Here is a 26,002-nt window from a genome sequence, read left to right as displayed (position 1 = left end):
GCGGGCTTGACGAGTCCCGAGACCGTCACCCGCATAGGCTCTCAAAAGAGAAACCCGTAGCTCGCCACATGCGGAACGAGCAGTGCCACAGCCAGCAGGCGCACCGGCCAGGCGCGGAACCGCCAGATGATCAGCGCCGCGAGCCCCACCGCCAGCCCGGCCTCGATCATCCCGACCAGTTCGCCGTGAAAAGCGCGCTGATAGTAGCTGATGGGCGAATGAAACCGCCAGTCGCTGAACGGCCAGAAATGGATATGCGCATCATCGGCATGCACCGGCAGGTCGAGCAGAACATGCAAGAGCGCCCCGAGGGCAAACAGCATCAGGCCATGCGCCAAGGGCTGCCATCGGCCCGCAAGCCTTCGAGCGGCGAAGGCGCCCGCGACGGTCAGCGCCGCCCACATCGGGATGGAATTGCTGATCGCCGAAATGGCCTGCCACGGCTCCTGCCAGTAGAGCCCGTCTGGCGCGCGCCAGAGATTGGGCGCCTCCACGACCCTCAGCCGCACGAGGATGACCATCAGAAAGACGGACATGTCGGGAAAAAAGCCGCCGAACCAGGCAGCGGCCTGCTGCCATGGCCTGTCGGCGGGCCTCGCTACGAGCACTCCGGCGACAAGCATATGGGTGGGGGTGATCAACTGGGCCTCGTCGCGCGTTCAAGTCCGATTGTCCAATGCCCGGGCCGTGTCTGGCAAGTGCCGGGCGCGGCCACCGCGAGGGCCCGGTGCATTGCGGCGCATGCCCACAAAAGCCTATTGTCGCCCCAAGTCGAGTGATGCACCCAGCCATGAGCAAAGCCACCTCTCCCGCCCGCGCCGACCATCCCGTCGCCCTCGTTACCGGAGCGGCCGATCGCATCGGCGCGACCATCGCCCGGGCCTTGGCGCGATCGGGCTTTGCCGTGCTCGTGCATTACCGGGCCTCCGCCGCTCCGGCCGAAGCGCTGGTTGCCGAGATTGCAGCGGCGGGCGGTGCGGCGGCGACCGTCGAAGCCGATCTCGCCGACCGCAAGGCGCGCGCCGGGCTGATGGCCAAGGCGGGCAAGCCTTTCGGTCCGGTCACCGCGCTCATCAACAATGCCTCGCTGTTCCAGCCCGATTCGGTCGCCGATCTTGACGAGACGCTCTGGGACGCCCATTTCGCCATCCATGCGGAAGCACCCCTGTTCCTCGCCCGCGATTTCGCCTCGCAATTGCCCGAGGGCGTACCGGGCGCGATCATCAACATGATCGACGAGCGCGTGCTGCACCCGACTCCGGATTTTCTCAGCTACACCCTCTCCAAGGGCGTGCTGTGGACGGCAACGCGCACACTGGCGCAGTCGCTGGCCCCGCGCATCCGGGTCAACGCCATCGGCCCCGGCCCCACCCTCAAGAGCACGCACCAGACCGACAAGGGCTTCGCCGAATCGATCGAGCGCCTGCCGCTCAAGCGTGGCGCCAAGCCCGAAGAGATCGCTCAGGCGGTGCTCTTTCTCATCAACAGCCCCGCCATCACCGGCCAGTTGCTGGCGCTCGATGGCGGCGAGCATCTCGAATGGCCCGAGCGCAAGGGCCCCACGCCGCGCAAATGACCGACACAGACCCGCCCGCCTTGCCCGCCTCCGTCGCCACCGGCGTCGAGGTCATCCGGAGTTTCGTCCGCACCCTGCCCGCTTCGCCGGGCGTCTATCGCATGATCGATGCGGAGGGCGAGGTCATCTATGTAGGCAAGGCGCGCTCGCTCAAGGCGCGGGTCACCAACTACACAAGGCCCGAAGGCAACCCGATCCGCATCGCCCGGATGATCGCGGCCACGGCCAGCATGGAGTTCGTGCGCACCGAGACCGAGAGCGAGGCCCTGCTGCTCGAGGCCAACCTCATTAAGCGCCTGCGGCCACGCTTCAACGTGCTGCTGCGCGACGACAAGAGCTTCCCCTATATCCTCATCGCAACCGATCACGATGCCCCCGAACTGGTCAAGCATCGTGGCAGCCGGCGTCGCCCTGGGCATTATTTCGGCCCTTTCGCGTCGGCCACGGCGGTCGGGCGCACCATCGCCGCGCTGCAGAAGGCGTTCCTCCTGCGCAATTGCACGGCCAGTTTCTACGCCACCCGTACCCGCCCCTGCCTGCAGCACCAGATCAAGCGCTGCTCGGCGCCCTGCACGGGCGAAATTTCCAAAGAGGGCTATGCGCAGCTGGTGTCGGATGCCCGCGAATTCCTCTCTGGCCGCTCGAAGGTCGTGCAGGACCACCTTGCGACCGACATGAACGCCGCCGCCGAAGCGCTGGATTTCGAGCGCGCCGCCCTGCTGCGCGACCGGCTTTCCGCCCTCGCGCTCATCCAGAGCCAGGGCGATGCGACGGCGCGCACCGTCGAGGAGGCGGACGTCTTTGCCATCCATCACGAGGGCGGACAGTTCTGCGTGCAGGTCTTTTTCTTCCGCGCCTTCCAGAACTGGGGCAACCACGCTTTCCGCCCCCGCGCCGACCAGAGCCTCGATGATGCCGAGGTGCTCGAGGCCTTCATCACCCAATTCTACGAGGGCCGCACCCCGCCCCGCCTCGTGCTCCTCAGCCATGAGCTTTCCGAGCACGGGCTCGTGGAGGAGGCCCTCTCCTCACGCGCCGGCCACAAGGTCTATGTCGAAGTGCCAAGGCGCGGCGAAAAGCGCGATCTCGTCAAGCACGCGCTCGACAATGCCCGCGAGGCGCTGGGCCGGCAGCTCGCCGAAGGCCAGAGCCAGCGGGCGCTGCTCGAGGGCGTGGCCGAAGCCTTCGGGCTCGACGATACGCCGCGCCGCATCGAGGTCTACGACAACTCGCACATTTCAGGCACCAATGCCGTCGGCGCCATGATCGTCGCCGGAGCGGAAGGGCTCTCGAAAAAGCACTACCGCACCTTCAACATCAAGAATACCGAACTCACCCCCGGCGACGATTTCGGCATGATGCGCGAGGTGCTGACACGGCGATTCTCGCGTCTTGCCGCCGAGAGCGCAGCCGATGCCGAGGACGATGCCACCGGCATGCCCGACTGGCCCGATCTCGTGCTCATCGATGGTGGCGCTGGCCAGCTCAATGCCGTGCTTGAAGTCGTCCGTGGGCTCGATCTGCCGCGCGAGGTGATGTTCGTGGGCATCGCCAAGGGCGAGGAACGCGATGCCGGCCGCGAGAAGTTCTTCATCGATGGCCGCGACGCCTTCATGCTGCCGCACCGCGATCCGGTGCTCTATTACGTCCAGCGCCTGCGCGACGAAGCCCACCGCTTCGCCATCGGCACGCATCGCGCCCGGCGCAAGAAGGACATCACCAAGAACCCGCTCGATGAGATCGAAGGCATCGGTCCCGCGAGGAAACGGGCGCTGCTGCATCATTTCGGCTCGGCCAAGGCGGTGTCCCGCGCGTCGCTCTCGGACCTTGCCGGTGTTCCCGGCGTGTCTCGCCAGATGGCGCAGATCGTCTACGACCATTTCAACAAGGGCGGTTGACGGTCTTCGTCTCGTAACGTCAGGCGCATTTTTGCGCGTGACAGGGTCTCGGGCTTGGGCTAGCGTATGGTCCATGATCACCGCCGCCGCGACCTTTTATTGGTACTTTAGCTATCCCCCCTCGCTGGCGGAAGCTAGGACGCGCTTGATCTAACGACAGGACCAAGTCAAATCGCGAAAGCAGCCGCCAGCCCGAGTTGGCGGCTTTTGTTTTGGCCGCCTCCGGGTCCACCCAGGAGCCGACCCCAATGCTGAAATCCACCGACGACCTGCGCATCAACGCCATCCGGGAGTTGGCGACGCCTATTGACGTGATGCGTGAATTCCCCCGCACCGACATGGCCACCCGCACCGTGATCGCGGCGCGCCACGCCTTCCACAACATCCTCGCCGGGCAGGACGATCGCATCGCCGTCGTCATCGGCCCCTGCTCCGTCCACGATCCGCTCGCCGCCATGGACTATGCCCGCCGCCTGCTGGCCAAGCGCGAGCGCTTTGCGGACCGGCTCGAGATCATCATGCGCGTCTATTTCGAAAAGCCGCGCACCACCGTCGGCTGGAAGGGGCTGATCAACGACCCCAATCTCGATGGCAGTTTCGAGATCGACCAGGGCCTGCGCACAGCCCGCTCGCTGCTGCTCGAGGTCAACAATCTCGGGCTTCCGGCCGCCTGCGAATTCCTCGACATGACGACCCCGCAATACATCGCCGATCTCGTGGCCTGGGCGGCGATCGGCGCTCGCACGACCGAAAGCCAGATCCATCGCGAACTGGCATCGGGCCTCTCCTGCCCCGTCGGCTTCAAGAACGGCACCGACGGCAATGTCCGCATCGCCGCCGACGCGGTGAAGGCGGCCGCCCATCCGCATCATTTCATGGCCGTGACCAAGACCGGCCGCTCGGCCATCGCATCGACCACCGGCAACCCTGACTGCCACGTCATCCTGCGCGGCGGCAAGGCGCCCAATTACGATGCCCAGAGCGTCGAATCGGCCGCCGCCGAGGTCGTTCGGGCCGGCTACCGACCGAACCTGATGATCGATTCGAGCCATGCCAATGCCGGCAAGGACCCGGCCAACCAGCCCAAGGTGATGGCCGAAGTCGCCCGCCAGATTGCCGGGGGCGAGACTCGCATCATCGGCACCATGGTCGAAAGCAATCTCGTGGCCGGCCGTCAGGATCTCGTCCCGGGCAAGCCGCTGGTCTATGGCCAGTCGATCACCGATGGCTGCATCGACTGGGATACCTCCATCGCCTTGCTCGAAACCCTGGCCGATGCGGTTTCCGAGCGCCGGGCGCTGGCGGCCAAGGTCGCCTGATTGTCATACCAGCATCATGACTTGACCCGGAGGGGGCAATCCTGTTCCCTCCGGCCATGACCGACAGACACCCCTCGCAGCTGACCAGCCTGCCCAACCTCGTCACCTTTGCCCGCATCGCGGCGGTCCCCGTCGTGTGCGTGCTGATCGCAGCGGGCGACGATGTGTTGCGCTGGATCGCGCTGATTCTCTTTGTCGTTGCCGCCGCCAGCGACTGGCTCGATGGCTGGCTGGCGCGACGCAGCGGGCTCGTCTCCCCGCTCGGCCGCATGCTCGATCCCATCGCCGACAAGCTGCTGGTAGGCGCAGCCATCGTCATCCTCGCCTGGGATGGCAGCCTTTCGGGCTGGGACCTCGTGCCGGCCCTCGCCATCCTGCTGCGCGAGATCTTCGTTTCGGGCCTGCGCGAGTTCCTTGGCGCCCGCGAAGTGGTGGTCAAGGTCACCGCCCTCGCCAAATGGAAGACCACGGTCCAGCTCGCCGCGCTGGCCGCCATCATCCTGCAGGCGGTGGTTCCCGGCGTCGATCCGGTTGCTTCCCTGCTCCTGTGGGTCGCAGGTGCCATGACGGCCTGGACCGGGGCCCAGTATCTCATTGCCAGCTGGCCGCATCTCGACGGACGCACTTCATGAAGATTCTCTATTTTGCCTGGCTGCGCGAGCGCCTCAACCGCTCCGAGGAAGATATCGACTTGCCGGCCGATGTCGTGACGGTGAGCGATCTCATCGCCCATCTCAGCGCCCGCGACGAGGCTTTCGCCATGGCCTTCGAAAAGCCCAACCGCATCCGTGCCGCGATCGACACCCGCATCGTGTCGCATGATACGCCGCTCGCAGGCGGAACGACCGTCGCCCTCTTTCCACCCATGACGGGGGGCTGAGGTGGCGATCCGGTTGCTCGAAGCGCTGTTCGATCCCGGCGCGGAGTCGAATGCTTTCATCGCCGGTCGCGGCGATGCCGGGGCTGCGGTGACCTTCACCGGCATCGTGCGCTCGAGACCGGACGATCCGGTATCTCGGCTCACGCTCGAGTGTTACCCCGAGCTGGCCGAGCGCCAGATCGGCGACATGATCGCCGCCGCGACGGAACGCTTTGACCTGCTCGATGTCACCGTCATCCATCGCTACGGCCCGATGGCGCCGGGCGAACCGATCATGCAGGTCATGGTGCTCTCGGCCCATCGCGACGCCGCCTTCGAGGGCGCGCGCATGCTGATGGACTATCTCAAGACCGATGCGCCCTTCTGGAAGAAGGAGGAAACGCCGGAGGGCGCCCGCTGGGTCGAAGCCACGGCCGAGGACGACGAGGCCCGTTCCCGCTGGGAGGCCTGAGCAGAGCCGGAAATGAAAAAGGGCCCTTTCGGGCCCTTCATCTTGAGGATCGGAGCGTTCGCTATTCCGCCGCCTGGCGCTTGGGCGTCACGGCATCGGTATAGGCATCGATCAGCGTCTTGCAGCCGATGCCGGGCGTGAAGCGGAAATCCCCGATCTCGGATACCGGTGTAACTTCGGCTGCCGTACCCGTCAGGAAGCACTCGTCATAATTGCTCAGCTCTTCCGGCTTGATATGCCGCTCGATGACCTTGAAGCCCTTGGCGCGGGCCAGTTCGATCACCGTCTGGCGGGTGATGCCGTTGAGGAAGCAGTCGGGCAGAGGCGTATGGATCTCGTCGCCCTTGATGAAGAACACATTGGCGCCGGTCGCCTCGGCCACGAGGCCGCGATAATCGAGCATCAGCGCATCGGCATAGCCCGCATCCATCGCCGCATGCTTGGAGAGCGTGCAGATCATGTAGAGGCCGGCGGCCTTGGCCGTCGAGGGAATGGTCTCTGGGCTCGGCCGCTTCCACTTGGCCCACATCAGGCGAATGCCCTTGAGGCGCTCTTCCATGGTGAAATAGCTCGGCCACACCCAGGCAGCGATGGCCAGGTGCACGGTGTTCTCGCGCGCCGGCACGGAAATGGTCTCGGAGCCGCGCCAGGCGACCGGACGCAGATAGCAGTCGGTGAGCTTGTTGGCCTCGAGCACCGCACGGTTGGCGGCGTCGATCTCGTCGGCCGAATAGGGAATCTGGAAATCAAGCTGGCGGGCGGAATAGATCAGCCGCTCGGTATGCTGGCGCAGCTTGAAGATTTCACCGCCATAGGCGCGCTGTCCCTCGAACACCGAGCTGGCGTAATGCAGGCCGTGCGTCAGCACGTGAATCTTCGCGTCCTTCCAGGGTTTCATTTCCCCGTCGAACCAAATCCAGCCATCCCGCTGGTCCATTGGCACGCCTGCCATCAACCTCTCCCAATCCTTGCAGCACAGCCCCTCGCAAGGGCCTTACCTCGATGCCGAAACAGTGCCCGACAATGCCCCAGCCGGCTGCCCTTGGCAAACCCGATCGGCTTTGGGATAGTCGGCCGGACCGCACAAACGGCCCGTTCATTTGCAGGATGACAATGGCATCGACCCGAATAAATGTCAACAAAGCTGACATAAATACGCGCGCAGATGCAACCGACCTGCCCCTCGACGTCATGGGCCTGTTCTTTTTTGCCTATCGCGATTTCGTGGGGGATGCAGACGCCCTGCTCGAGCGCCAGGGGTTCGGCCGCGCCCATCACCGGGTGCTCTATTTCGTCAATCTCAAGCCCGGCATGCCGGTGGCGGACCTGCTCGACATCCTCAAGATCACTAAGCAGAGCCTCGCCCGCGTCCTCCGGCAGCTGATCGACAACGGCTATATCGAGCAGCGCACCGGAGAAACCGATCGCCGGCAGCGGCTGCTCTATGCGACCGCCAAGGGGCAGGACTTTTTCGAAGTTCTCTCAGGCACGCAGAAGAGCCGGATCGATGCAGCGCTGGCCGAGCTGCCGGCCGAGACGCGCAGCACCGTGCTCAAATTCTTCGTGGGCATGGTCGAAAGCGGCGACAGGCCATTGCTCGATCGGCTGAGGCTGACCGACGCGCTGAAATAACAGCGCCCTTGATCAGAGCAGCTTCTTGCCGTTGGGCACGGGCGTGTCGACATTGGCCAGCACGATGGCTCCGGCTTCGTCTTCGAAGCCGAGCGTCAGCACCTCGGAGCGCAGCGGACCAATCTGGCGCGGCGGAAAATTGACCACCGCCATCACCTGCCGTCCCACGAGCTGCTCGGGTGCATAATGCACGGTGATCTGGGCCGACGATTTCTTGAGCCCGATCTCGGGGCCGAAATCGATGATCAGGATGATCGCGGGCTTGCGGGCCTCGGGAAACGGCCGCGCCTCCATCACCGTGCCGATGCGGATATCGACGCGTTCGAAATCGGCATAGCTGATCGTCTCGGCCACCGCTCAGCTCCTGCCCAGTTCCTGGCTGCGCACGCGGGCCGCATGGACGGCGCGCGCCATGAGCGCCGGAAGCCCGTCCGGGGCCATCAGCACGGCAAGCGCCGCGGCGGTCGTCCCCTTCGGCGACGTGACGGCTTCGCGCAGGGCACCGGCGCTCTGGTCGGGCTGCGCTTCGAGCAGCGCGGCAGCGCCGATGATGGTCTGCCGGGCCAGCCGCAGGGCCTCTTCGGCCTCGAGCCCCTCCTGCTCGCCGGCGGCGGCAAGGGCCTCGACCAGATGGAAGACATAGGCCGGACCGGAGCCAGAGACGGCCGTCACTGCATCGAGGGCCTTTTCGTCGGAAAACCAGACGATCTGGCCGGTCGACTTCAGCAGGCTATCGACGAGCAACCGGTCCTCATCGGAAATATCGAGGCCGACCGCACCGGTGATGCCCTTGCCGATCTGGGCAGGCGTATTCGGCATCGTGCGCACGATACGATCGACGCCGAGGCCACTCGAAAGGGTGGCCAGCGAAATGCCCGCAGCGACAGACAGAACGAGCGTGTGCCGGCCCACGACCGGCGCGATTTCCGACAGCACGGCATGCATGACCTGCGGCTTGACCGCCAGCACCAGCACATGGGTCAGGACGCCGATGGCGCTTGGCAGCAGGCGCACGCCAAATTCTTCGGCGAACTGCCGGGTTACTTCAGCCGGCTGCGGATCGACCAGAACAAGCTGGCTGGCCGGCAGCCCGCCGGAGAGCCAGCCCCGAGCCATGGCCAGCCCCATCTTGCCGGCACCGACAAGCACGACAGGTCCGATTTCAGAAAGTGTCATGCCTCGCCCACGGTTTCGAACAGCACCTGGCTCAAGGCCTCGCTGGCGGAGCGGCCGGCCCACACGACGAACTGAAAGGCCTGGTAATATTGATCGCACGCGTCCGTCGCCGACCGCAGCAGGGCTTCACATTGCTGCGGGCTGACATCGGCGCCGCCGGTGAGCAGGTGCGAATTGCGGAACAACACCACCCCCTCGTTGGCCCACATGTCGAAATGCCCGATCCACATCTGCTCGTTGATCATCGAGATCAACAGCTTCACCTCGGCCCGGCGCGGCTCGGGGACCCTGAGATCGAAGGCAGACGCAATGTGAAGCGACTCAAGCCCCTCCATCCAGTTGAACGAAACGTGGTAGTCACTCCACCCGCCGCGCACTGAAATCGAGATCTCGTCATCGTCCTGACGTTCGAACGACCAGTCGTTTATCGCCGCGATATGCTCGATAATGTCGACGGGATGAACCAGGCGATCGGGCTCGAATTCGAGAAGGGACATTAGTCAAGTTCCAGATGGTCAAGATCTGCCTGCAAGGGGCAGGCGGCCGACGCAATACTTCAGGGAAACTGTCGCCACCAACGGCACCGACGAATCGTCTCCTCCGCAGCGACCCTACAACGACTGCCCGAGATGAACACGGCGAAGCAGGCTTTCTTCTGTGGATGATCAAGCCATGAGCGTTAATAGGCGGTTAACCATGACGCGCCTTCCGCAGGTTCTTAACATGCGATCGGTTCCCTAGCCTCACGGCGCCTCACGCGGCAGTGAGTTAAGTTGACCCGTCCAGCGGCAACCCATCCAACCGCGAAGGCTTATCTCCGCAGAGCGCGCAACGCATTTCCAGCGCGCCCGAACTGCAACCACCGACGGAGATCGCCGATGATGCTGCGCCAAGCCCTGCTCGCCACCACCCTTTTGACCGCATTTGCGGCCCCTGCCCTCGCCCAGGCCCAGACGGCCGAACAAGGCGCCCCCAACGCACCTGCCCAGGAACCTGCCTTTGCCGGCCAGACGCGGGCCCCGCTGCCCGCCGAGACGCCGCAGATCGCGATTGAGACGATCGCCGATCAACTGCCCCATCTCTGGGCGCTCGAATTCCTGCCCAATGGCAGCATGCTCGTCACGACCAAGCCCGGCGCGATGCATATCATTACGCCCGAGGGCGAAGCCGGCCCGGAAATCACCGGCGTGCCTGAGGTCGATGCGCGCGGTCAGGGCGGATTGCTCGACGTGGCGCTGGCGCCCGACTTCGAAACCTCCAACACGATCTTCTTTTCCTTCTCGGAGCCTCGCGAGGGCGGCAACGGCACGTCTGTCGCGAAAGCCAGGCTCGTTACCGATGACGCCGGCGGCGGCGCGCTCGAAGACGTCAGCGTGATCTTCCAGCAGATGCCGACCTATGACGGTGACAAGCATTTCGGCTCGCGTCTCGTCTTCAGCCCCGAGGGCCACCTTTACGTTACCGTCGGCGAGCGCTCCGATGTGGAACCGCGCGTGCAGGCACAGGACCTCGGAAGCGGGCTCGGCAAGGTTTTCCGCATCACGCAGGACGGCGAGCCGGTCGAAGACAACCCGTTCGTCGGCACGGATGGAGCGCTGCCCGAAATCTGGAGCCTCGGGCATCGCAACATGCAGTCCGCAGCGCTGGATGGTGAAGGGCGCCTCTGGACCGTGGAACACGGTCCGCGCGGTGGCGATGAACTCAACAAGCCGGAGGCCGGTGTCAATTATGGCTGGCCTGAGGTCACCTATGGCATCGAATACAACGGCGCGCCCGTGGGCGACGGCATCACCCAGGATGCCGAGACGGCCCAGCCGGTCTATTATTGGGACCCGGTGATCGCGCCTTCGGGCATGGCCTATTATGACAGCGACGAAATCGCCCCGTGGCAGGGCGCTTTCATCGTCGGCGGCCTCATTACCGAGGGCATCGTCGTTCTGCACATGGACGGCGATCAGGTCGCTTTCGAAGAGCGCGTGGACGTCGGCGCGCGCGTGCGCGACGTCAAGGCCGGGCCAGATGGCGCAGTCTATGTCGTGACGGAGGCTCGTTCCGGTCCCTCGAGCATTCTGAGGCTGTCGTCGGAGCAGTGATGCGACGAGCCAAGTTCGAACCCATCTAGACTGACGGGAGCCGGCACTGTCGGCTCCCGTCGCACATTGCCGTCCTCATCGCCTCGTGACAGAGTGCCGGAAAACGGGGGCTGAGGTGATTGCGAACGCGCTGATCGTCGTCGTGATCGCGATCCATGTGTGGATCGTCATTCTCGAAATGCTGCTGTGGGACAAGCCGCAGGGCCGAAAGGCCTTCGGCCTCACGCCGGAATTTGCGCGGGCCACCAAAGTGCTGGCCGCCAATCAGGGGCTCTATAACGGCTTTCTCGCCGCCGGCTTGCTGGTCGGCGTGCTTCAGGCCGAGGCAGGCCTCGCCTTCAAGTTGTTCTTTTTGGGCTGCGTCATCGTCGCTGGCATATTCGGCGCCGCAACATCGAGCATCCGTATCCTCTATGTACAGGCGCTGCCTGCCGCACTTGCGCTAGCGGCGACATTGGCCGCCGTCTGACAGATACGACACGGTTCGTACACGGACGATTGGGAGAAGATGGTCGGAGTGGCCGGATTTGAACCGACGACCCTTTGTCCCCCAGACAAATGCGCTACCAGGCTGCGCTACACCCCGACTGGCCGGAACCCCTACAGAGGCTTGCCTTTTGATGCAAGAGGCAATTTTGGGGCATGACGCGATAAGCAGGTAACCGGCACAGAGCGTAACGCTGACGATCCCTCCTATTTCCCCTGAGTGCCACTGACCAGCAGCAGTAGCTCGCGCCAGCGACGTGGTGACGAATTTGGCACACCGAACCTTAAACGCCCGGCCTCTGTCCCATGCAATTGCCGCTCTCCGACCCGCATGCCCTTTCGCGGGCATCCATAATCTGGAGACTTGAGAATGCGATTCGTTAATCTTCCGCTGGCGACCATCGTCGCTTCGGCGGCAATGGTGATGTCTGCTTCGGCGGCTGATCTCTACGTCCCGGCCCAGCCGTTCGTTCCGGCGTCGCCGGCCGAAAGCTGGAGCGGTGCTTATATCGGCGCCAATCTCGGATACGGCTTCGGCGGCATCGCCGATGACGATACCCCGCCCTACGAAGACGATATCGATGGCTGGCTGGCCGGCGTGCAGGCCGGTTACAACGTCAACCTCGGCGGCGTCGTGCTGGGCGTCGAGGGCGATATCGCTTGGACCAATCTGCAGGTGCAGGAAGACGATGGCGACTTCGAAGTCGGCGATGGCATCGACTGGGTCGGCACTATCCGTGGCCGTGCGGGCTTCGATGCCGGCATGTTCCTCGTTTACGGCACGGCGGGCGTTGCCTTCGCCGGCGCCTCGATCTTCGACTATGATTCGGAAATCCTGACGGGCTGGGTTGCCGGTGCCGGCGTGGAAGCCATGGTCACCGAGAACGTCTCCCTGAAGGCCGAGTATCTCTACCACGATTTCGGGTTCACCGATTTCGAGGACTATGGCTATGGCGTTTCGTCGAACTTTTCGACGATCAAAGTGGGCGCCAACTTCCACTTCTGAGGCGCGCCAACCTCATCTGCAAGGGCTTCCGGACCATCCGGGAGCCCCTTTGCATTGCGCGAAAGATGCACTCTCGTGTGGTCCCCTCAGCACCTGCGTGCCGGACCGGGCAAGCGCGCGTCAGGACGCTTTCGCCTCATCCAGGGGTGCCTCGGCCGTGTCCGCGAAGGCGTCGGTTGTCCAGGTGCTGAAGCGATCGAGCAGGCGGGCGAAGAGCACGATCTCATCTTCCGGCCAGGAGGCAAGCGCCCTGCTGAAGGCGCCCCATTTCATGGCCTTGACGTCGTTCAGAAGGTTCTGACCCAAGAGGGTCAATCCAAGGCAGATCCGGCGAGCATCGGCCTGGGACGCGACGCGCACGAGATAGCCCTTGTCCACGAGTTCCGCGACGATGCGGCTGGCGCGGGAGGGATCGATCTCGAGGCGCGCGGCAACCTGCCCCACCGTCATCTCACCTGCATCGGGCGCATCCGAATCGACCGCCCAGAGCGCATCGAGATGGATGAGTTCCAGTCCTGAATCGAGCCGGCTCAGGATCTGTCGGCCGAGATCCCGGCGCATCAGGGCGCGGCGGATGCGGATCATCACCTCGTCGATCGCCGCGACCGCTTCGGCGCCCTCGTGGGACATGCCGGTGGCTTCGGCAATTCGGATCAGTTCGGGATCGAGATGGAGATCTGTGCACATGGCCGCGTCGTAGCAGCGATCCATGCCGCGCGCAATTATGTGCTGATCGCATATATGTGAGATTGACATATAATCTGCGCGGAGCCAGAACCGGGCGTCCAACAAGGGTTCAGTCCATGTCTGCCACTGCCGCAGCGGCACTTCCCTCTAGCGAACGTCCCAATGCAGCAGCCCTGACAGTCTATGGCAGCGTGCTGGTGGCGATGTTTCTTGCCACTCTGGACATGCAGATCGTGGTGACGGCGCTGCCAACCATCGCCGGTGAGCTGGGCAATCTCCATCTCTTTGGCTGGGTGGGCGCAGCCTACATGCTGTCCACTGCGGCCGTGGCACCGATCTATGGCAAGCTGGGCGACATGTTCGGCCGCAAGATGGTGCTGATCGTCTCCATCGCGCTTTTTCTGGTCGGCTCGCTCACCTGCGGTCTGGCCTGGTCGATGGAAAGCCTGATCGCGGCCCGGGTTCTGCAGGGCCTTGGCGGAGGCGGGCTGATGGTTACGGCCTTCGCGGTCATCGGCGAGCTGTTCGAGCCGCGCCTGCGGGCCAAGTATCAAGGCTATTCCTCTGCGGTTTTTGCCCTGTCATCGGTTCTCGGCCCCGTCGTGGGCGGCACGATCACAGAAAGCCTGGGCTGGCGCTGGGTCTTTCTGGTCAACATCCCTATAGGCATCGCGGTGCTTGCCGTCATCGTCACCGCCATGAAGTCGCGCCCCGCCGGCGCCCGCCGCAAGATCGACTGGCTGGGGGGCGTGGTTCTCGCCGCAACGACCACCGCCATCGTCTATTGGTGCGACCACGTCTTCAGCCCCGAGGGCCCGGATCTCCTGACCTATGTGCTGCCCATAATCGGCGCGCTTGGCATTGCCGCTTTCATCGCCATCGAAAAGCGGGCGCAGGAGCCGATCGTGCCGCTGCACCTGTTCGGGAATCGCACCATCAATCTGGCGCTGATCCTGCAGGTCGTTGCGGGCATGACGACGCTGGGCATGTTCTTTTATCTCGCGCTCTACATCCAGACCGTGACGGGGCTCAGCCCCACGATCGTCGGCATGCTCTTCATGCCCTCCTCGATCGGCGCGATGCTGACCTCGATGATGGCGGGCCACCTCATTTCCCGCACCGGTCGCTACAAGTTTCTGCCCATCGCCGGCAATGCGCTGGGCGCCGTGGCGACGCTGACCTTCACCCTGATCGACGCCTCGACGCCGCTCTGGTTCACGGCCTTGCTGATGGCCTTCTTCGGCATCAGCCTGGGGCTCTCGATGCAGGTGCTGCTCGTGGCGGTGCAGCACGCCGCGCCGCGCCAGGATATCGGAGCGGCCACCGGTCTCATGACGCAGTCGCGAACCATCGGCTCGAGCCTGGGGCTCGCGATCAATGGTGCGGTTGTCGCGATGGCACTCGCTATCCAGACGCGCCAGCTGACGCCCGAGGCCAGCGCCGCGCTTGGCGACGGGCTCTCAGGCCTGTCACCTCATGGCGTCGCTGAACTGCCTGCCGGCCTCGCTGCGGATGTGCTGGGGCATTACAGCGCCGCCTTCGACGTGATGTTCATCTTCGTGACGGTGATCTATGCGGCGGGAGCCATCGTCGCGATGTTCATGCCAAACATCGTCATTCCCAAACGCGCGGCCTAGTCGACAGAAAGTTGCCTGCTCTCAGTGTTCGCGGACACGATCGAGCAGGCGCTTGCAGTCAAGAAGCTCCTTGAGGACCCGCTCGAGCCGCTGGCGATCATCGTCGGAAAGCCCCACCGGATTGCCGCTGCTGCGCGGAACCGGCGCCCCGACGATGATGTCGGGCGCTTGGGCGGCCGAATTCGGCACGTGGGGCTCCGAGGCCCCATCGCCGCTGTCGAAGCTGACCTCGTCATAGCTTTCGCCATCGTCGAGAGCGGCGGGCTCGCGATCATCCTCGGAAAGGTCGTCTGGTGAGGGAAGAGCGGACAGCGAAGCCGGCTCGAACGGGCGACCATCGCCGATCGACATGACATGCCGCGGCCCCTGCTCCTTGAGGATGCGCTGCACGCCCTTGATGGTAAAGCCCTGGTCATAGAGCAGGTGCCGGATGCCCTTGAGCAGCAGCACATCTTCGGGACGGTAATAGCGACGGCCGCCGCCCCGCTTGAGGGGCTTGATCGTGGTGAAGCGCGTCTCCCAGAAGCGCAGCACATGCTGGGGGAGATCGAGTTCTTCGGCCGCCTCTGAGATTGTCCGGAAGGCGTCCGGGGATTTTTCCACGCGGCGTCTCCTTGACAGAAACCCTTATTTGCCAGTGCCGACCATAGATTTGTTGATCTTGGATTTCAACACGTTGCTGGGTTTGAACACCAGAACCTGGCGCGGCAGGATCGGTACTTCCTCACCCGTCTTGGGGTTGCGCCCTATGCGTTCGTTCTTGGACCGGACCTGGAAGGAACCGAACGACGAGAGCTTGACGTTTTCGCCCCGCACAAGCGCTTCGGCCACCAGATCGAGCACACGCTCGACCAGTTCAGCCGATTCCGTGCGGGAGAGCCCGACAGTCTCGTAGACCACTTCCGCCAGATCTGCCCTGGTGACCGTCTTGCGTGTCATTGGCACCCCTCGTCTCCCTGAGCCGGGTAATTTCCGAACGCCCCCGTCTATCCCCCAAGTCCGCGCGCAAGTCTCTGCGGGGACGATGAGATTAGCGCTGACGCAGGGTTCTGGCAACCGCGGCGCGTTACCAGCGGATCAGAGACGCACCCCAGGTGAAACCGCCGCCCATCGCTTCGATCATCACGAGGTCACCCGGCTTGATCCGGCCGTCGCCGACAGCCTCGTTGAGCGCGAGCGGCACCGACGCCGCAGAAGTGTTGGCATGCCGGTCCACCGTGATGATGACCTTTTCGGGCGGGATGCCGAGCTTCTGGCCGGCGCCCTCGATGATGCGGCGATTGGCCTGGTGCGGCACGAACCAGTCGAGATCGTCCACCGTCGTGCCGGTCGCGGCAAAGACGCTTTCGACCACGTCGGTGATCTTGCCGACCGCATGGCGGAAAACCTCACGGCCCTCCATGCGCAGATGGCCCACGGACTGCGTGCTGGACGGCCCGCCATCGGTATGCAGCTTGTCCCAGAAATGCCCGTCAGAACGCAGGCTGGAGGCGAGGATACCGCGCTCGCCATCGGTTGACAGTTCGAGGATCATCGCCCCGGCGCCGTCCCCGAAGAGCACGCAGGTGCTGCGATCGGTCCAGTCGAGCAGACGGGAATTGGTCTCGGCGCCGATGACGAGCGCGCGCCTGGCCATGCCGTTCTTGAGATAGCTGTCGGCCGTGACGGTTGCAAAGACGAAACCCGAGCAGACGGCCTGGATGTCGAAGGCCATGCCGTGATGCATGCCCAGCTTGGCCTGGACCAGCGTGGCCGTCGCCGGAAAGGTCAGATCGGGCGTAGTGGTACCGACGACGATCAGATCGATATCGGCGGGGGTCAGCCCCGCGGCATCGAGCGCCCGGCGCGCGGCGTTGACCGCGAGGTCTGAGGTGAATTCACCCTCTGCCGCGATATGGCGCTGCTTGATGCCAACGCGCTGCTGGATCCACTCGTCGGAGGTATCGACGGTCTTTGCCAGTTCGTCATTGGTGAGAATGCGCGACGGCAGATAGCCCCCGACGCCGCGGATGATCGAACGGGGCTGGCTCACGCGCGACTTCCTTCCGCCTCGGAATTCTTGTTTTCGGTCGCAGGCAGGGGAGGAAACCGCCGCACGCGATCACCGATCTTGTCGATCAGCCGGCTGCGCGCCATTTCATAGGCCAGCCCGAGCGCGCTCTTGTAACCGATCTCGTCCGTGCCGCCATGGCTTTTTATCACGATGCCATTGAGCCCCAGAAAGACCCCGCCATTGACCGAGCGCGGATCGAGCTTGCGCTTGAGCGCGGCCATGGCCTGGCTGGCGAGCAACGCGCCGATGCGCGACAGCAGGTTGGCCCGCAGGGCGGAGCGCACATAGGTGCCTACCTGCCGCGCCGTGCCCTCGGCCGTCTTGAGCGCGATATTGCCGGTAAAGCCCTCAGTGACCACGACATCCACCGTGCCCTTGCCGATATCGTCCCCTTCAACGAAGCCGCGATAGGTGAAGCCGGCGCCGCTGCTTGCGGTCAGAAGCCGGCCCGCTTCCTTGACCTGGTCGAGCCCCTTGACCTCTTCGGTGCCGACATTGAGCAGGCCCACCGTGGGGCTCTCCTGGTCAAACAGCGCATTGGCCAGCGCGGCGCCGAGGATCGAGAAGTCGACGAGCTGGCGCGCATCGCCGCCCACGGTGGCGCCCACATCGAGCACGATGATGTCGCTGCGCAAGGTCGGCCAGATGGCCGCGATCGCGGGGCGGGAAATGCCTTCCATGGGCCTCAGGCAGAACGTCGCCATCGCCATGAGTGCGCCGGTATTGCCGCCTGAGACGGCGACATCGGCCTCTCCGTCCTTCACCGATTGCAGCGCGTTCCACATCGAGGAATTGCCGCGGCCCTTGCGCAGCGCCACCGAGGGTTTTTCGTCCATGGCGATGACGAGATCGCAGTGCCGGACGGTCGAGACGGGCTTCAGCTCTGGGCATTCATCGAGCAGCGGCAGGAGTTCGGCCTCGCGCCCGTGGAAGATGAAGCTGATATTGCGCCGTTCCTTGAAGGCCAGGCGCGCACCTTGGATTGCGACGCGCGGGCCATTGTCGCCGCCCATGGCGTCTACTGAAATGCGGATGGTGTCAGCCATAGTCGCCCGAAGTTGCAGCCCGGCGCAGGGCCTTGGGGTGAAGATATCCATTCGTCAGGGGCGTGCAAGCCCCGCGCCCAGCCGGACGCTTCAGCTGTCCTGATCCTTGAGCGCCTTGAGCCGCGCAAAAGGCGAGGTCTCGACGTCGTCAGTCCTGGGCAGAACCACAGCGGTATCTGCGCCCTGGGCGCGGGGATAGGGATCGATGCCCAGCGACAACGTCTCGATGATCAGGGCCGAAAGATCGACCTCGTGACCCTCGAAATAATCGGGAGCATCTTCGCCCTCGACATCGACGAACACCTCCGCCTCCGGATCGCGGCGCTTTTGCGGCACGGGCAGAAAGATCCGATCCACCGGCTCCTCGACCGTCTGGTGCACCGGCTCGAGAGTGACGACGCAAGGCTGCTCAAGACGGGCAAAGAGCTTGCCGGTGATTCGCAGACCGCCGCGAAAGCGCGTCGCCTTTAGGGTCACCGCCAGGGCATCGAGAGCGGTGATCGAGAGGCTCTCGGCGATCGCCGCCCGCTCATCGGCGGATACGGACAGTTCGAGTGCCCTGCCATCGGGCGGCATCGAATCGATGCGCAGGGAGGCATCGCTGATGAGGATGGCGGGGTCTTCCACCGGCAGATCGCTGGGCGGGCTCATGCGGGCTCTCCCTCGAAGTCGATCTGCCCCGAAAGGATCGTCTCCACCGGCTGCTGCGACAGGCGCCGGTGCTGATCGATGACGTAGTGGGCCATCGGCAAGGCGCCGGCCGCGCCCTCGCCGCCCAATATGTTGCGGGACAGCACCTCGGCCAGCTGGTCGGCATCATTGGCGTCGATGGCCCGCGTGACCTTGTCCACGAGGCCGAAAAAGATCGAGCTCATCGTCTTGACCTTCTTGGGCACGGCAAGGTCGCCCGCACCCATCTCGCGCAGGGAGCGGTCCATATCCTTGAAGAAGAGATCGAAAACCTCCTGGCTGAACTCACGGCTCGCGTCGGATTCGCGCGCGCAGCGCTTGAACAGCAGCGCAAGGTGCAGGCTGATCATGTCGAAACGGCCGGTCACCGTGTCCGGAACGCCCCACTCGGCGTAGAATTGCGGGCGCCGGGATTGCGCCACAATGGCTCGGTACACGGCGTAAACCGCGTCGGAATTGCGGCGCTTGCGCATGAAGTCGAAGATCACAGCGATTTCTCCAGGCCGTTGGGCCGCTGAGGAACGGTCCGAGGCTGCTTGCCATGAATGGGCTTTGGCAGCTAAACATGCCAGCGGCCGAAGCGCCCTTTCAGAGGTGCGTGATAGTTGAGAGCCAAAGGGAAAGTCAATTTTATGACCGCGACGCCCCGTTCTACCCGTTCTGCCAAGGCGGTGATCGCCCTCGGCCTCGCCGCGCTCCTGGCCGGCTGCTCCTCGATGGGCACGGGCATGAGCCTGACAACAACCCGCACCCAGGGTTATGTGATCACCCAGGACCAACTGGCACAGGTTCGCGCCGGGCAGAGCCAGCAGACCGTGGTGCTGGTGCTCGGCTCGCCGCAGGCCCAGAACAGCTTTGGCGACGAGACCTCCTACTACTATGTCTCGACCAAGGTCGATCGCACGGCCTTCGGCCTCGACATCGTGCGAGAGCGCACCGTGGTCGCCGTCTATTTCGACAAGAACAAGCGCGTCTCCGACAAGGCCGTCTACGGGCTGCAGGACGGGCGCATGATCACGATCGAGACCCGCCGTACGCCATCGTTTGGCGAGGACCGCGGCTTCATCGAATCGATCCTCTCCTCGATCTGATCGAAAAGGCATCGCCGGCCGATGTGAGGCGCGCCCTTTGGGCGCGCCTTTTGCTTTTGCGCTTCAGCCTTGCTGGTCGGCGCTTGCCGCAGCCTGGCGGGCAATGGCGTCGAGCACGCCATTGACCATGCCCGGCGCGTCATCGTCATAGAAGGCCTTGGCGATATCGACATATTCCGAGATGACGACGCCCGAGGGAATATCGCGCCGGCGCAGCAGCTCGAAGGTTCCGGCGCGCAGGATGGCGCGCAGCGTCGCGTCGATCCGCGCCATCGGCCAGCCGCGGTCGAGCGCATTGTCGATCGACGGATCGATGTCGAGCTGGCTCTTGATCACGCCCTTGACGATCTGGCGGAAGAAATCGGCATCGGCGGGCAGGTACTGCTCGCCTTCGATCTCCCGACCCAGATGGTGGGCATTGAACTGCGCCAGAGTGTCTTCGAGCGTCTGCCGGCCGACATCCATCTGATAAAGCGCCTGCACGGCTGCAAGCCGCGCCGCGCCGCGCTGGTTGGCTGGCCGGATATCGGCTGCATCGGCGCCCTGGCGGGCGGGCTTGGCGGAGGGTCGGGGGCCGGGCTTTACGGGTGCAGGCACGATCAGGCCTCCATCTGCGATTTGAGCGCTGCCATCACGAGCGCGGCACGCGCTGCGCCACCCCCCTTGTCCTGTCTGTCGACCGCCGCGCGGTCCCAGGCCTGAGCTTCGTTCTCGACCGTCAGGATACCATTGCCGAGCGCGAGGCGAAGCTGGATCGACAGATCCATCAGCGCGCGGGCGCTCTCGTTGGAGACGATCTCGTAATGGGTCGTCTCGCCCCGGATGACGCAACCCAGCGCCACATAGCCATCGAACCGCTGGCTCCCCGCTTCGGCCAATGCGATGGCTGCGGGAATCTCGAGCGCGCCCGGCACCGTGACGACGGTGACCTTTGCGCCGGCCGCGTCAAACACAGCCCTGGCCCCAGCGAGCAGCGCATCGGCCAGCGCTTCGTAATAGCGCGCCTCGACAATCAGAAAATGCCGGCCCTCAGCCGATCCCGCCGGAACCGTCTGGCCCGCGCCACCATGAGACGCCATTTAATGCTCCTGCTGCGCCGAAGCGCGCGTGGTTTCGAGGAGCCGGGCGGCGTAGCGCGCCATCTGGTCCACCTCGAGATTGATCCTGTCCCCCACGGCGCATTCCCCCCATGCCGTCAACTCTACGGTATAGGGAATGAGGTGCACCGTGAAGCGGTTGCCCGTCACCGCATTGACGGTGAGCGAGGTGCCATTGAGTGCGACGCTGCCCTTGCGCGCGATGAAGGGCGCAAGATCGTCCGGCACCTCGATGGTGAGGGTCAGCTGCTCGCCGACCGGCTCCTTGCCGACAATGGTCGCCATGGCATCGACATGGCCCGAAACGATGTGCCCGCCCAGCTCGTCGCCGACCCGCAGGGCCCGCTCAAGATTGATGCGACGGCCAGGCTGCCAGCGGCCGACATCGGTTACGGCAAGCGTTTCCTTGGCGGCGAAAACGTCGAACCAGTGCTCGTCGCCCTGGCCCTTGTCCGTCACCGTCAGGCAGATGCCATCAAGCGCGATCGATGCACCCAGATCGATCGCCTCGACATCATAGCGCGTCGCAACGCGCAGCCTGCGGCCTGCATTGCTATCATCGGCACGCACAAGGCGGCCGACATCGGTCACGATTCCGGTAAACATCAGGCACCCTTTTCGAAAGTGCGCAACATATCGTCGCCAAGAGCGCGCCGGTCAACCTCCGCGAAGCCGGCTGCGGCAATCCGGTCGACCAGCGCCCAGCCGCCTGGCGCCGCCACGCCGCCCTCGCCGACAGTCACAGGCGAAAAAAGCAGATGGATCCGGTCCGCAAGGCCCTCGACCAGCAGCGCCTCCGCCAATCGCGCACCGCCTTCGACGAGGAGACGCGCAACGCCGCGCGATGACAGCATCTCCAGCGCGGAGACGAGGCTGCGCTCGTGCCCAACCGAAGGGAGCGCAGCAACTTGAACATGGTCCGGCAGGGAGAGGGTGGAGGGATTTTGCGCAATGACCAGAGTCGGTTGGGCGCTGTCCTTGGCAAACAGAGTCAAGTCAGCGGGCAGTGGCTCAGCCCCTGCGAGCACGATCCGGAGCGGCCGCCTGCCCTCAAGTCCCGGCAGCCGCACGGAAAGGCGAGGATCGTCGATGCGGGCGGTGCGCGCACCCACCATCACGCCATCGGACAGGGCGCGCTGCATATGCGTCCAGCGCTGCGCCAAAGAGCCGGTGATGGGTAGATTGGCCTTCCCGAGCTTGCCGATCATGCCGTCGGCGGAAACGGCGAGTTTCAGAGTGACGAACGGCCTGCGGCGCTGCTTGCGACTGACATGGCCCTCATGCAGCCTCGCGGACGGCCCGTGATCGAGGACTTCGACCGCAATCCCTGCCGCGCGCAACTTGGCCACGCCGGCGCCGGCCGTGCGGGGATCGGGATCGGTGATCCCGATGACGACCCGCGCGATGCCGGCACGGATGACCGCATCCGAACAGGGCGGCGTGCGGCCCCAATGGTTGCAGGGTTCGAGCGTGACATAGAGCGTAGCGCCCGCCGCAGCTGCCCCGGCCTGGGCCAGCGCCTGCGTCTCGGCGTGCGGGCGCCCTCCCCTTGCCGTAACGCCGCGCCCCAGAAGGATCTGGCGGACGGGGTCGACGACCAGCGCCCCGACAGTGGGGTTCTCAGCCGTGGTTCCGAGCCAAGGCGTTGCCGTGCGGACAGCTGAATCGAGCCACCGCAAATCCTGATCGACGGAAGCGGTCACTCCGGTTTGTCCGGCGCGTCGTCCGAGCCCAGCTCGCTGAGGAAAGACCGGAAGTCGTCGGCCGCCGAGAAATTGCGATAGACCGACGCGAAGCGGACAAAGGCGACATCGTCGAGGTTCTTTAGGCCCTCCATGACGATGGCGCCGATCTGTTCGGATGTGACTTCGGGTTCGCCCAGGCTTTCGAGCTGGCGGACCACGCCGGAAATCATCCGCTCGACCTTCTCGGGATCGACGGCCCGCTTGCGCAGGGCGGTGCTGACGGAACGGGCCAGCTTGTCCCGGTCGAACGGCACCTTGCGGCCCGATTTCTTGACGACCATCAGTTCGCGCAGCTGCACCCGCTCGAAGGTCGTGAAACGGCCACCGCATCCATTGCAGATGCGGCGGCGCCGGATCGCGCTCGAATCTTCGGTCGGGCGGCTATCCTTGACCTGCGTATCGTCGTTTCCGCAATACGGGCAGCGCATCGAAACCCTTAGCTGGCGTAGATCGGGAACCGGTCCGTCAGCGCCTTGACCTTCTCACGCACAGCGGCCTCGACTTCGGCATTGCCGTCATCGGAATTGGCTTCACGCAGGCCGTCGAGAACTTCGACGATGAGCTCACCGATCTGCCGGTACTCTGCGGTGCCGAAACCGCGCGTCGTGCCCGCAGGCGTGCCGAGCCGCACGCCGGAGGTGACGAAGGGCTTTTCGGGATCGAACGGAATGCCGTTCTTGTTGCAGGTGATATAGGCCCGGCCGAGCGCCTGTTCAGCGCGCTTGCCGGTGGCATTCTTCTTGCGCAGGTCGACCAGCATCAGGTGGTTGTCTGTACCGCCCGACACGACGTCGAGGCCATTCTCGATCAGCGTTGCAGCCAGCGTGCGTGCATTGTCAACGACCTGATGGGCATAAGCCGAGAATTCGGGCGTCAGCGCTTCCTTGAAGGCCACGGCCTTGGCCGCGATGATGTGCATCAGCGGCCCGCCCTGGAGACCGGGGAACACGGCCGAATTCACCTTCTTGGCGATATCGGCGTCGTTGGTCAGGATCATGCCGCCCCGCGGGCCACGCAGGGACTTATGCGTCGTGGTGGTCACGACATGGGCATGCGGTATGGGTGACGGATGCGCCCCGCCCGCGACGAGCCCGGCGATATGGGCCATGTCGACCATGAGATAGGCGCCCACTTCATCGGCGATCTCGCGGAAACGGGCCCAGTCCCAGACGCGCGAATAGGCAGTGCCGCCGGCCACGATGAGCTTGGGCTTGTGATGGCGGGCCTTTGCCGCGACATCGTCCATGTCGAGCAGGTGATCCTCGCGCCGCACGCCATAGGAGACGACGTTGAACCACTTGCCGCTCATGTTGACGGGCGAGCCGTGGGTCAGGTGCCCACCGGAATTGAGATCGAGACCCATGAAGGTGTCGCCCGGCTCGAGCAGGGCAAGGAACACCGCCTGGTTCATCTGGCTGCCCGAGTTGGGCTGCACGTTGGCAAAGCCGCAGCCAAACAGCTGCTTGGCGCGCTCGATCGCCAGCGTTTCGGCGATGTCGACGAACTGGCAGCCGCCATAATAGCGCTTACCCGGATAGCCCTCGGCATATTTGTTGGTGAGCACCGAGCCCTGCGCCTCTAGAACGGCGCGCGAGACGATATTCTCGGAAGCGATGAGCTCGATCTCGTGCTGCTGCCGGCCGAGTTCCTTGCCGATCGCATCGGCGATCTCGGGATCGGTCTCGGCCAGGCTGGCGGAGAAGAACTGCGGGAAAAGCGGCGTGGTCATTGGCGCGTTCATTGAAGTCCCCGTGCTGGGCGATGGACAGGTCGGCGGACGCCCGCGTGTAGCATGCGTTAAAAGACGATTCCAAGCCAGGATTGGACCATTTCGGCCCGGCGTCTTGCCGCAGTTCAGAACAGTCTGGGAGCAACGCCCTCGCTGGCGGCCTCGGCAAGCCTTTTTCTGAGCTTGGCCGTGGCGACGGCCTCGATGTGCGATCGGGCCGCCCCGATCGGTGCAATCACGACAACCTCTATGCCCGTGGCTGCGTCGATCGCGACCACGCGCAGCTGGGCACCCATCGGCCTCATTTCAAAATAGATCTTGCCCGGCCCGTCGGACGCGCCGGTCATGGCCATCACGTCTCGAAGGTGATCTTGCCCGCCGCGTCAAACTGGTAGACGTCGTCGCGGAAGCTCACGGTGCCCTGCCGGTTGGCCCAGGCGGTGATGTAGGTGGTGTGAATAGGCACGGGCTTTCCGACATTGACATCAAGACGCTCGTTGGTCGCGAACATCGCATCGACAACCTCCTGATCCCATCCGCCATTTTCGCGAAGGATCCAGGCGACGAACTTGGCGACATCGTCGACGCGCACGCAGCCCGAGGAGTGGAAGCGGGCATTCTCGCCAAAGAGCGATTTAGTCGGCGTATCATGAAGATAGACGGCGTGCGGGTTATGGAAGTTGATCTTCACATGCCCCATCGAGTTCTCCGCGCCCGGCTCCTGGCGGAACATGTAGTTCACCGCCTCATTGGTCGACCAGTCGATGTCGGTGGGCTGCAGCTCGTTGCCCTTGCCATCATAGATGCGGATGCGGAACTTGGTGAGATAGAGCGGATCCTCATTCATGTACTTGATCAGGTCCTTCTGGATGATGCTCTTGGGCACATGCCAGTAGGGGTTGAAATTGATCTGGTGGATCCGTGAATTGAGGATGGGCGTCTGCCGATCGATGCGGCCCACTACGGCGGTATGGCGCTGGGCCACCTGCCCGCCCTCGACCGCCTCGATGGTGGCGGCCGGGATATTCACGAGCGCATAGCGCTCCGACAGCGAGCTGGCCAGCGTCTCGACCCGCATTGCGTTGAGCCGCAGCTGGCTCAGGCGCATGTCGGCCGGCACGTTGAGGGCATAGAGCGTGGGCTCATCGACTTGGCCGGTTACGGTCAGGCCATGACGGGCCTGGAAACGACGCAGGCCGACATCGGTTTCCTCATCGAAGGTGTCGTTCACGCGGCGCGCAGGCGGCATATCGCCCATGGCCACCAATTGCTGCTTGAGAGGGCCCACCGCCCTTTTGCGGTTGCCGAGGATCAGCCCGAACGTCTCGCGACTTGGCCCGCCCCAGCCGCCACCGGCGACGATGGCCTCATACTGGCGAACCGCCAGCTGGATGTTGTAGGCCGTATCAAAGGAGAGGATGGGCTCAATGGTCTCGATGGCCGTGAGGGCGGTCGCGGTGTTCTGGCCGCGGTCGACGCTGCGCATGACGCGATTGCGGGTCAGCTCTTCCCAGATGGACGTCGCTTCCTGCGCGCGCGCAGCCGATGGAAGAGCCGCCGCGGCTCCGAGCGCGGCAATCGAACCGAGAACCGAGCGTCTATTCATCGACATGAGCCCACCAATTCCGCTGACCACAGAGCCGCACGCAGTCCGGCCCGGCATTGAACCTCGCCCTTGCCCTAACACCTGAGCATTTGCGGCCGCAATCG

General features: G+C 64.4%; 32 protein-coding genes and 1 tRNA gene. 12 read left to right on the top strand and 21 right to left on the bottom strand.

Features of this window, described 5'->3' with window-relative positions; all coding sequences use genetic code 11:
• Positions 1-41 precede the first annotated feature (41 nt).
• On the bottom strand, positions 42-641 hold the full coding sequence (locus tag BT183_RS02345) for a hypothetical protein (RefSeq protein ID WP_072338793.1): 600 nt from the start codon (positions 639-641) through the stop codon (positions 42-44).
• Between the two features lie 149 nt (positions 642-790).
• Between BT183_RS02345 and BT183_RS02340 the strand changes: the two genes are divergently transcribed.
• The 6 genes from BT183_RS02340 (at position 791) to BT183_RS02315 (ending at position 6,124) form a co-directional block, all read left to right on the top strand.
• Entirely contained in the window at positions 791-1,576 is a 786-nt protein-coding gene (locus BT183_RS02340; RefSeq protein ID WP_072338792.1) for an SDR family oxidoreductase, read from the top strand.
• Complete coding sequence (gene uvrC, locus BT183_RS02335; protein WP_244545237.1) at positions 1,573-3,474, top strand: excinuclease ABC subunit UvrC; 1,902 nt, start codon at positions 1,573-1,575, stop codon at positions 3,472-3,474. The genes BT183_RS02340 and uvrC overlap by 4 nt, the downstream gene beginning before the upstream one ends.
• Positions 3,475-3,722: 248 nt before the next feature.
• Positions 3,723-4,793: a 3-deoxy-7-phosphoheptulonate synthase gene (locus tag BT183_RS02330; RefSeq protein ID WP_072338790.1), complete on the top strand. Its 1,071-nt coding sequence runs from the start codon at positions 3,723-3,725 to the stop codon at positions 4,791-4,793.
• Between the two features lie 56 nt (positions 4,794-4,849).
• On the top strand, positions 4,850-5,425 hold the full coding sequence (gene pgsA, locus BT183_RS02325) for a CDP-diacylglycerol--glycerol-3-phosphate 3-phosphatidyltransferase (RefSeq protein WP_072338789.1): 576 nt from the start codon (positions 4,850-4,852) through the stop codon (positions 5,423-5,425).
• The gene (moaD, locus tag BT183_RS02320) at positions 5,422-5,673 is read left to right on the top strand and encodes a molybdopterin converting factor subunit 1 (protein ID WP_072338788.1); all 252 of its coding nucleotides are present in this window, start codon (positions 5,422-5,424) and stop codon (positions 5,671-5,673) included. The genes pgsA and moaD overlap by 4 nt, the downstream gene beginning before the upstream one ends.
• 1 nt (position 5,674) lies before the next feature.
• On the top strand, positions 5,675-6,124 hold the full coding sequence (locus BT183_RS02315) for a molybdenum cofactor biosynthesis protein MoaE (protein WP_072338787.1): 450 nt from the start codon (positions 5,675-5,677) through the stop codon (positions 6,122-6,124).
• Between the two features lie 61 nt (positions 6,125-6,185).
• Here the strand turns inward: BT183_RS02315 and BT183_RS02310 are convergent, their stop codons facing one another.
• A complete protein-coding gene (locus tag BT183_RS02310; protein ID WP_072338786.1) occupies positions 6,186-7,076 on the bottom strand; it encodes a branched-chain amino acid aminotransferase in 891 nt (296 codons plus the stop codon).
• 239 nt (positions 7,077-7,315) lie between these two features.
• Here BT183_RS02310 and BT183_RS02305 point away from each other — a divergent pair, with 239 nt between their 5' ends.
• The gene (locus BT183_RS02305; RefSeq protein ID WP_072341393.1) at positions 7,316-7,756 is read left to right on the top strand and encodes a MarR family winged helix-turn-helix transcriptional regulator; all 441 of its coding nucleotides are present in this window, start codon (positions 7,316-7,318) and stop codon (positions 7,754-7,756) included.
• A gap of 12 nt (positions 7,757-7,768) precedes the next feature.
• Here the strand turns inward: BT183_RS02305 and BT183_RS02300 are convergent, their stop codons facing one another.
• The 3 genes from BT183_RS02300 to BT183_RS02290 are packed head-to-tail and all read right to left on the bottom strand — an operon-like array spanning position 7,769 to position 9,429.
• The gene (locus BT183_RS02300) at positions 7,769-8,110 is read right to left on the bottom strand and encodes a tRNA-binding protein (RefSeq protein WP_072338785.1); all 342 of its coding nucleotides are present in this window, start codon (positions 8,108-8,110) and stop codon (positions 7,769-7,771) included.
• Between the two features lie 3 nt (positions 8,111-8,113).
• Positions 8,114-8,932, bottom strand: a complete 819-nt coding sequence (gene proC, locus BT183_RS02295; protein WP_072338784.1) for a pyrroline-5-carboxylate reductase — start codon at positions 8,930-8,932, stop codon at positions 8,114-8,116.
• A complete protein-coding gene (locus BT183_RS02290; RefSeq protein WP_072338783.1) occupies positions 8,929-9,429 on the bottom strand; it encodes a type III secretion system chaperone family protein in 501 nt (166 codons plus the stop codon). The genes proC and BT183_RS02290 overlap by 4 nt, the downstream gene beginning before the upstream one ends.
• Positions 9,430-9,810: 381 nt before the next feature.
• Between BT183_RS02290 and BT183_RS02285 the strand changes: the two genes are divergently transcribed.
• Positions 9,811-11,025, top strand: coding sequence for a PQQ-dependent sugar dehydrogenase (locus tag BT183_RS02285; protein WP_072338782.1), 1,215 nt, complete (start codon positions 9,811-9,813; stop codon positions 11,023-11,025).
• A gap of 115 nt (positions 11,026-11,140) precedes the next feature.
• Positions 11,141-11,494, top strand: coding sequence for a DUF1304 domain-containing protein (locus tag BT183_RS02280; protein ID WP_177282356.1), 354 nt, complete (start codon positions 11,141-11,143; stop codon positions 11,492-11,494).
• Positions 11,495-11,534: 40 nt separating this feature from the next.
• Here BT183_RS02280 and BT183_RS02275 read toward each other — a convergent pair.
• Positions 11,535-11,611, bottom strand: a tRNA-Pro gene (locus BT183_RS02275).
• 270 nt (positions 11,612-11,881) lie between these two features.
• Between BT183_RS02275 and BT183_RS02270 the strand changes: the two genes are divergently transcribed.
• Positions 11,882-12,517 carry an outer membrane protein gene (locus BT183_RS02270; protein WP_072338781.1) on the top strand — a complete coding sequence of 212 codons (636 nt, stop codon included), beginning with the start codon at positions 11,882-11,884 and terminating at the stop codon, positions 12,515-12,517.
• A gap of 120 nt (positions 12,518-12,637) precedes the next feature.
• Here BT183_RS02270 and BT183_RS02265 read toward each other — a convergent pair whose 3' ends face one another.
• Complete coding sequence (locus BT183_RS02265) at positions 12,638-13,306, bottom strand: MarR family winged helix-turn-helix transcriptional regulator (RefSeq protein WP_244545236.1); 669 nt, start codon at positions 13,304-13,306, stop codon at positions 12,638-12,640.
• Positions 13,307-13,320: 14 nt separating this feature from the next.
• On the opposite strand from BT183_RS02265, the gene BT183_RS02260 reads away from it, so the two are divergent.
• Positions 13,321-14,841 (top strand): MDR family MFS transporter, encoded by a 1,521-nt coding sequence (locus tag BT183_RS02260; RefSeq protein WP_072338780.1) that lies wholly within the window; start codon positions 13,321-13,323, stop codon positions 14,839-14,841.
• Positions 14,842-14,862: 21 nt separating this feature from the next.
• Here BT183_RS02260 and BT183_RS02255 read toward each other — a convergent pair whose 3' ends face one another.
• From BT183_RS02255 to BT183_RS02230, 6 genes are all read right to left on the bottom strand, one after another.
• Positions 14,863-15,444 (bottom strand): MerR family transcriptional regulator, encoded by a 582-nt coding sequence (locus BT183_RS02255; RefSeq protein ID WP_072338779.1) that lies wholly within the window; start codon positions 15,442-15,444, stop codon positions 14,863-14,865.
• A gap of 24 nt (positions 15,445-15,468) precedes the next feature.
• The gene (locus tag BT183_RS02250; protein ID WP_072338778.1) at positions 15,469-15,780 is read right to left on the bottom strand and encodes an integration host factor subunit alpha; all 312 of its coding nucleotides are present in this window, start codon (positions 15,778-15,780) and stop codon (positions 15,469-15,471) included.
• A 127-nt stretch (positions 15,781-15,907) separates the two neighbouring features.
• Positions 15,908-16,873 carry a beta-ketoacyl-ACP synthase III gene (locus BT183_RS02245; RefSeq protein ID WP_072338777.1) on the bottom strand — a complete coding sequence of 322 codons (966 nt, stop codon included), beginning with the start codon at positions 16,871-16,873 and terminating at the stop codon, positions 15,908-15,910.
• Positions 16,870-17,940, bottom strand: coding sequence for a phosphate acyltransferase PlsX (plsX, locus tag BT183_RS02240; protein ID WP_072338776.1), 1,071 nt, complete (start codon positions 17,938-17,940; stop codon positions 16,870-16,872). The genes BT183_RS02245 and plsX overlap by 4 nt, the downstream gene beginning before the upstream one ends.
• A 90-nt stretch (positions 17,941-18,030) precedes the next feature.
• Positions 18,031-18,591, bottom strand: a complete 561-nt coding sequence (locus BT183_RS02235) for a YceD family protein (protein WP_084603195.1) — start codon at positions 18,589-18,591, stop codon at positions 18,031-18,033.
• Positions 18,588-19,118 carry a ubiquinol-cytochrome C chaperone family protein gene (locus BT183_RS02230; RefSeq protein ID WP_084603194.1) on the bottom strand — a complete coding sequence of 177 codons (531 nt, stop codon included), beginning with the start codon at positions 19,116-19,118 and terminating at the stop codon, positions 18,588-18,590. The genes BT183_RS02235 and BT183_RS02230 overlap by 4 nt, the downstream gene beginning before the upstream one ends.
• Before the next feature lie 144 nt (positions 19,119-19,262).
• On the opposite strand from BT183_RS02230, the gene BT183_RS02225 reads away from it, so the two are divergent.
• Positions 19,263-19,721: an outer membrane protein assembly factor BamE gene (locus tag BT183_RS02225; RefSeq protein WP_072338775.1), complete on the top strand. Its 459-nt coding sequence runs from the start codon at positions 19,263-19,265 to the stop codon at positions 19,719-19,721.
• A gap of 63 nt (positions 19,722-19,784) precedes the next feature.
• On the opposite strand, the gene nusB is transcribed toward BT183_RS02225, so the two are convergent.
• From nusB to BT183_RS02185, 8 genes are all read right to left on the bottom strand, one after another.
• A complete protein-coding gene (nusB, locus tag BT183_RS02220; RefSeq protein ID WP_072338774.1) occupies positions 19,785-20,318 on the bottom strand; it encodes a transcription antitermination factor NusB in 534 nt (177 codons plus the stop codon).
• 2 nt (positions 20,319-20,320) lie between these two features.
• Positions 20,321-20,800 carry a 6,7-dimethyl-8-ribityllumazine synthase gene (locus tag BT183_RS02215; protein ID WP_072338773.1) on the bottom strand — a complete coding sequence of 160 codons (480 nt, stop codon included), beginning with the start codon at positions 20,798-20,800 and terminating at the stop codon, positions 20,321-20,323.
• Entirely contained in the window at positions 20,801-21,424 is a 624-nt protein-coding gene (locus BT183_RS02210) for a riboflavin synthase (protein ID WP_072338772.1), read from the bottom strand.
• Entirely contained in the window at positions 21,424-22,521 is a 1,098-nt protein-coding gene (gene ribD / locus BT183_RS02205) for a bifunctional diaminohydroxyphosphoribosylaminopyrimidine deaminase/5-amino-6-(5-phosphoribosylamino)uracil reductase RibD (protein ID WP_072338771.1), read from the bottom strand. The genes BT183_RS02210 and ribD overlap by 1 nt, the downstream gene beginning before the upstream one ends.
• Entirely contained in the window at positions 22,518-22,991 is a 474-nt protein-coding gene (gene nrdR / locus BT183_RS02200) for a transcriptional regulator NrdR (protein WP_072338770.1), read from the bottom strand. Before nrdR ends, ribD begins: the two co-directional genes overlap by 4 nt.
• An 8-nt stretch (positions 22,992-22,999) precedes the next feature.
• The gene (glyA, locus tag BT183_RS02195; protein ID WP_072338769.1) at positions 23,000-24,292 is read right to left on the bottom strand and encodes a serine hydroxymethyltransferase; all 1,293 of its coding nucleotides are present in this window, start codon (positions 24,290-24,292) and stop codon (positions 23,000-23,002) included.
• A 125-nt stretch (positions 24,293-24,417) separates the two neighbouring features.
• Positions 24,418-24,645, bottom strand: a complete 228-nt coding sequence (locus BT183_RS02190) for a DUF6898 family protein (protein ID WP_210185433.1) — start codon at positions 24,643-24,645, stop codon at positions 24,418-24,420.
• Entirely contained in the window at positions 24,645-25,904 is a 1,260-nt protein-coding gene (locus BT183_RS02185; protein WP_072338768.1) for a L,D-transpeptidase family protein, read from the bottom strand. Before BT183_RS02185 ends, BT183_RS02190 begins: the two co-directional genes overlap by 1 nt.
• Between the last annotated feature and the right edge of the window lie 98 nt (positions 25,905-26,002).

Origin of the sequence: Devosia enhydra (assembly GCF_900119845.1) — a bacterium.
Lineage (GTDB): Bacteria > Pseudomonadota > Alphaproteobacteria > Rhizobiales > Devosiaceae > FPKU01.
This window is presented reverse-complemented; position numbering and strand designations above follow the sequence as displayed.

What these genes read in the sequence shown, in the direction of transcription:
- BT183_RS02210 (WP_072338772.1), bottom strand. Translation starts at nt 21,424, where the DNA reads ATGTTTACCGGAATCGTGACCGATGTCGGCCGCCTTGTGCGTGCCGAT.
- BT183_RS02260 (WP_072338780.1), top strand. Translation starts at nt 13,321, where the DNA reads ATGTCTGCCACTGCCGCAGCGGCACTTCCCTCTAGCGAACGTCCCAAT.
- nrdR (WP_072338770.1), bottom strand. Translation starts at nt 22,991, where the DNA reads ATGCGCTGCCCGTATTGCGGAAACGACGATACGCAGGTCAAGGATAGC.
- BT183_RS02225 (WP_072338775.1), top strand. Translation starts at nt 19,263, where the DNA reads ATGACCGCGACGCCCCGTTCTACCCGTTCTGCCAAGGCGGTGATCGCC.
- moaD (WP_072338788.1), top strand. Translation starts at nt 5,422, where the DNA reads ATGAAGATTCTCTATTTTGCCTGGCTGCGCGAGCGCCTCAACCGCTCC.
- BT183_RS02305 (WP_072341393.1), top strand. Translation starts at nt 7,316, where the DNA reads ATGGGCCTGTTCTTTTTTGCCTATCGCGATTTCGTGGGGGATGCAGAC.
- BT183_RS02235 (WP_084603195.1), bottom strand. Translation starts at nt 18,591, where the DNA reads ATGAGCCCGCCCAGCGATCTGCCGGTGGAAGACCCCGCCATCCTCATC.
- BT183_RS02250 (WP_072338778.1), bottom strand. Translation starts at nt 15,780, where the DNA reads ATGACACGCAAGACGGTCACCAGGGCAGATCTGGCGGAAGTGGTCTAC.
- BT183_RS02270 (WP_072338781.1), top strand. Translation starts at nt 11,882, where the DNA reads ATGCGATTCGTTAATCTTCCGCTGGCGACCATCGTCGCTTCGGCGGCA.
- BT183_RS02185 (WP_072338768.1), bottom strand. Translation starts at nt 25,904, where the DNA reads ATGTCGATGAATAGACGCTCGGTTCTCGGTTCGATTGCCGCGCTCGGA.
- plsX (WP_072338776.1), bottom strand. Translation starts at nt 17,940, where the DNA reads ATGGCTGACACCATCCGCATTTCAGTAGACGCCATGGGCGGCGACAAT.
- BT183_RS02340 (WP_072338792.1), top strand. Translation starts at nt 791, where the DNA reads ATGAGCAAAGCCACCTCTCCCGCCCGCGCCGACCATCCCGTCGCCCTC.
- proC (WP_072338784.1), bottom strand. Translation starts at nt 8,932, where the DNA reads ATGACACTTTCTGAAATCGGACCTGTCGTGCTTGTCGGTGCCGGCAAG.
- BT183_RS02290 (WP_072338783.1), bottom strand. Translation starts at nt 9,429, where the DNA reads ATGTCCCTTCTCGAATTCGAGCCCGATCGCCTGGTTCATCCCGTCGAC.
- BT183_RS02215 (WP_072338773.1), bottom strand. Translation starts at nt 20,800, where the DNA reads ATGGCGTCTCATGGTGGCGCGGGCCAGACGGTTCCGGCGGGATCGGCT.
- glyA (WP_072338769.1), bottom strand. Translation starts at nt 24,292, where the DNA reads ATGACCACGCCGCTTTTCCCGCAGTTCTTCTCCGCCAGCCTGGCCGAG.
- uvrC (WP_244545237.1), top strand. Translation starts at nt 1,573, where the DNA reads ATGACCGACACAGACCCGCCCGCCTTGCCCGCCTCCGTCGCCACCGGC.
- pgsA (WP_072338789.1), top strand. Translation starts at nt 4,850, where the DNA reads ATGACCGACAGACACCCCTCGCAGCTGACCAGCCTGCCCAACCTCGTC.
- BT183_RS02310 (WP_072338786.1), bottom strand. Translation starts at nt 7,076, where the DNA reads ATGGCAGGCGTGCCAATGGACCAGCGGGATGGCTGGATTTGGTTCGAC.
- BT183_RS02190 (WP_210185433.1), bottom strand. Translation starts at nt 24,645, where the DNA reads ATGGCCATGACCGGCGCGTCCGACGGGCCGGGCAAGATCTATTTTGAA.
- BT183_RS02285 (WP_072338782.1), top strand. Translation starts at nt 9,811, where the DNA reads ATGATGCTGCGCCAAGCCCTGCTCGCCACCACCCTTTTGACCGCATTT.
- BT183_RS02330 (WP_072338790.1), top strand. Translation starts at nt 3,723, where the DNA reads ATGCTGAAATCCACCGACGACCTGCGCATCAACGCCATCCGGGAGTTG.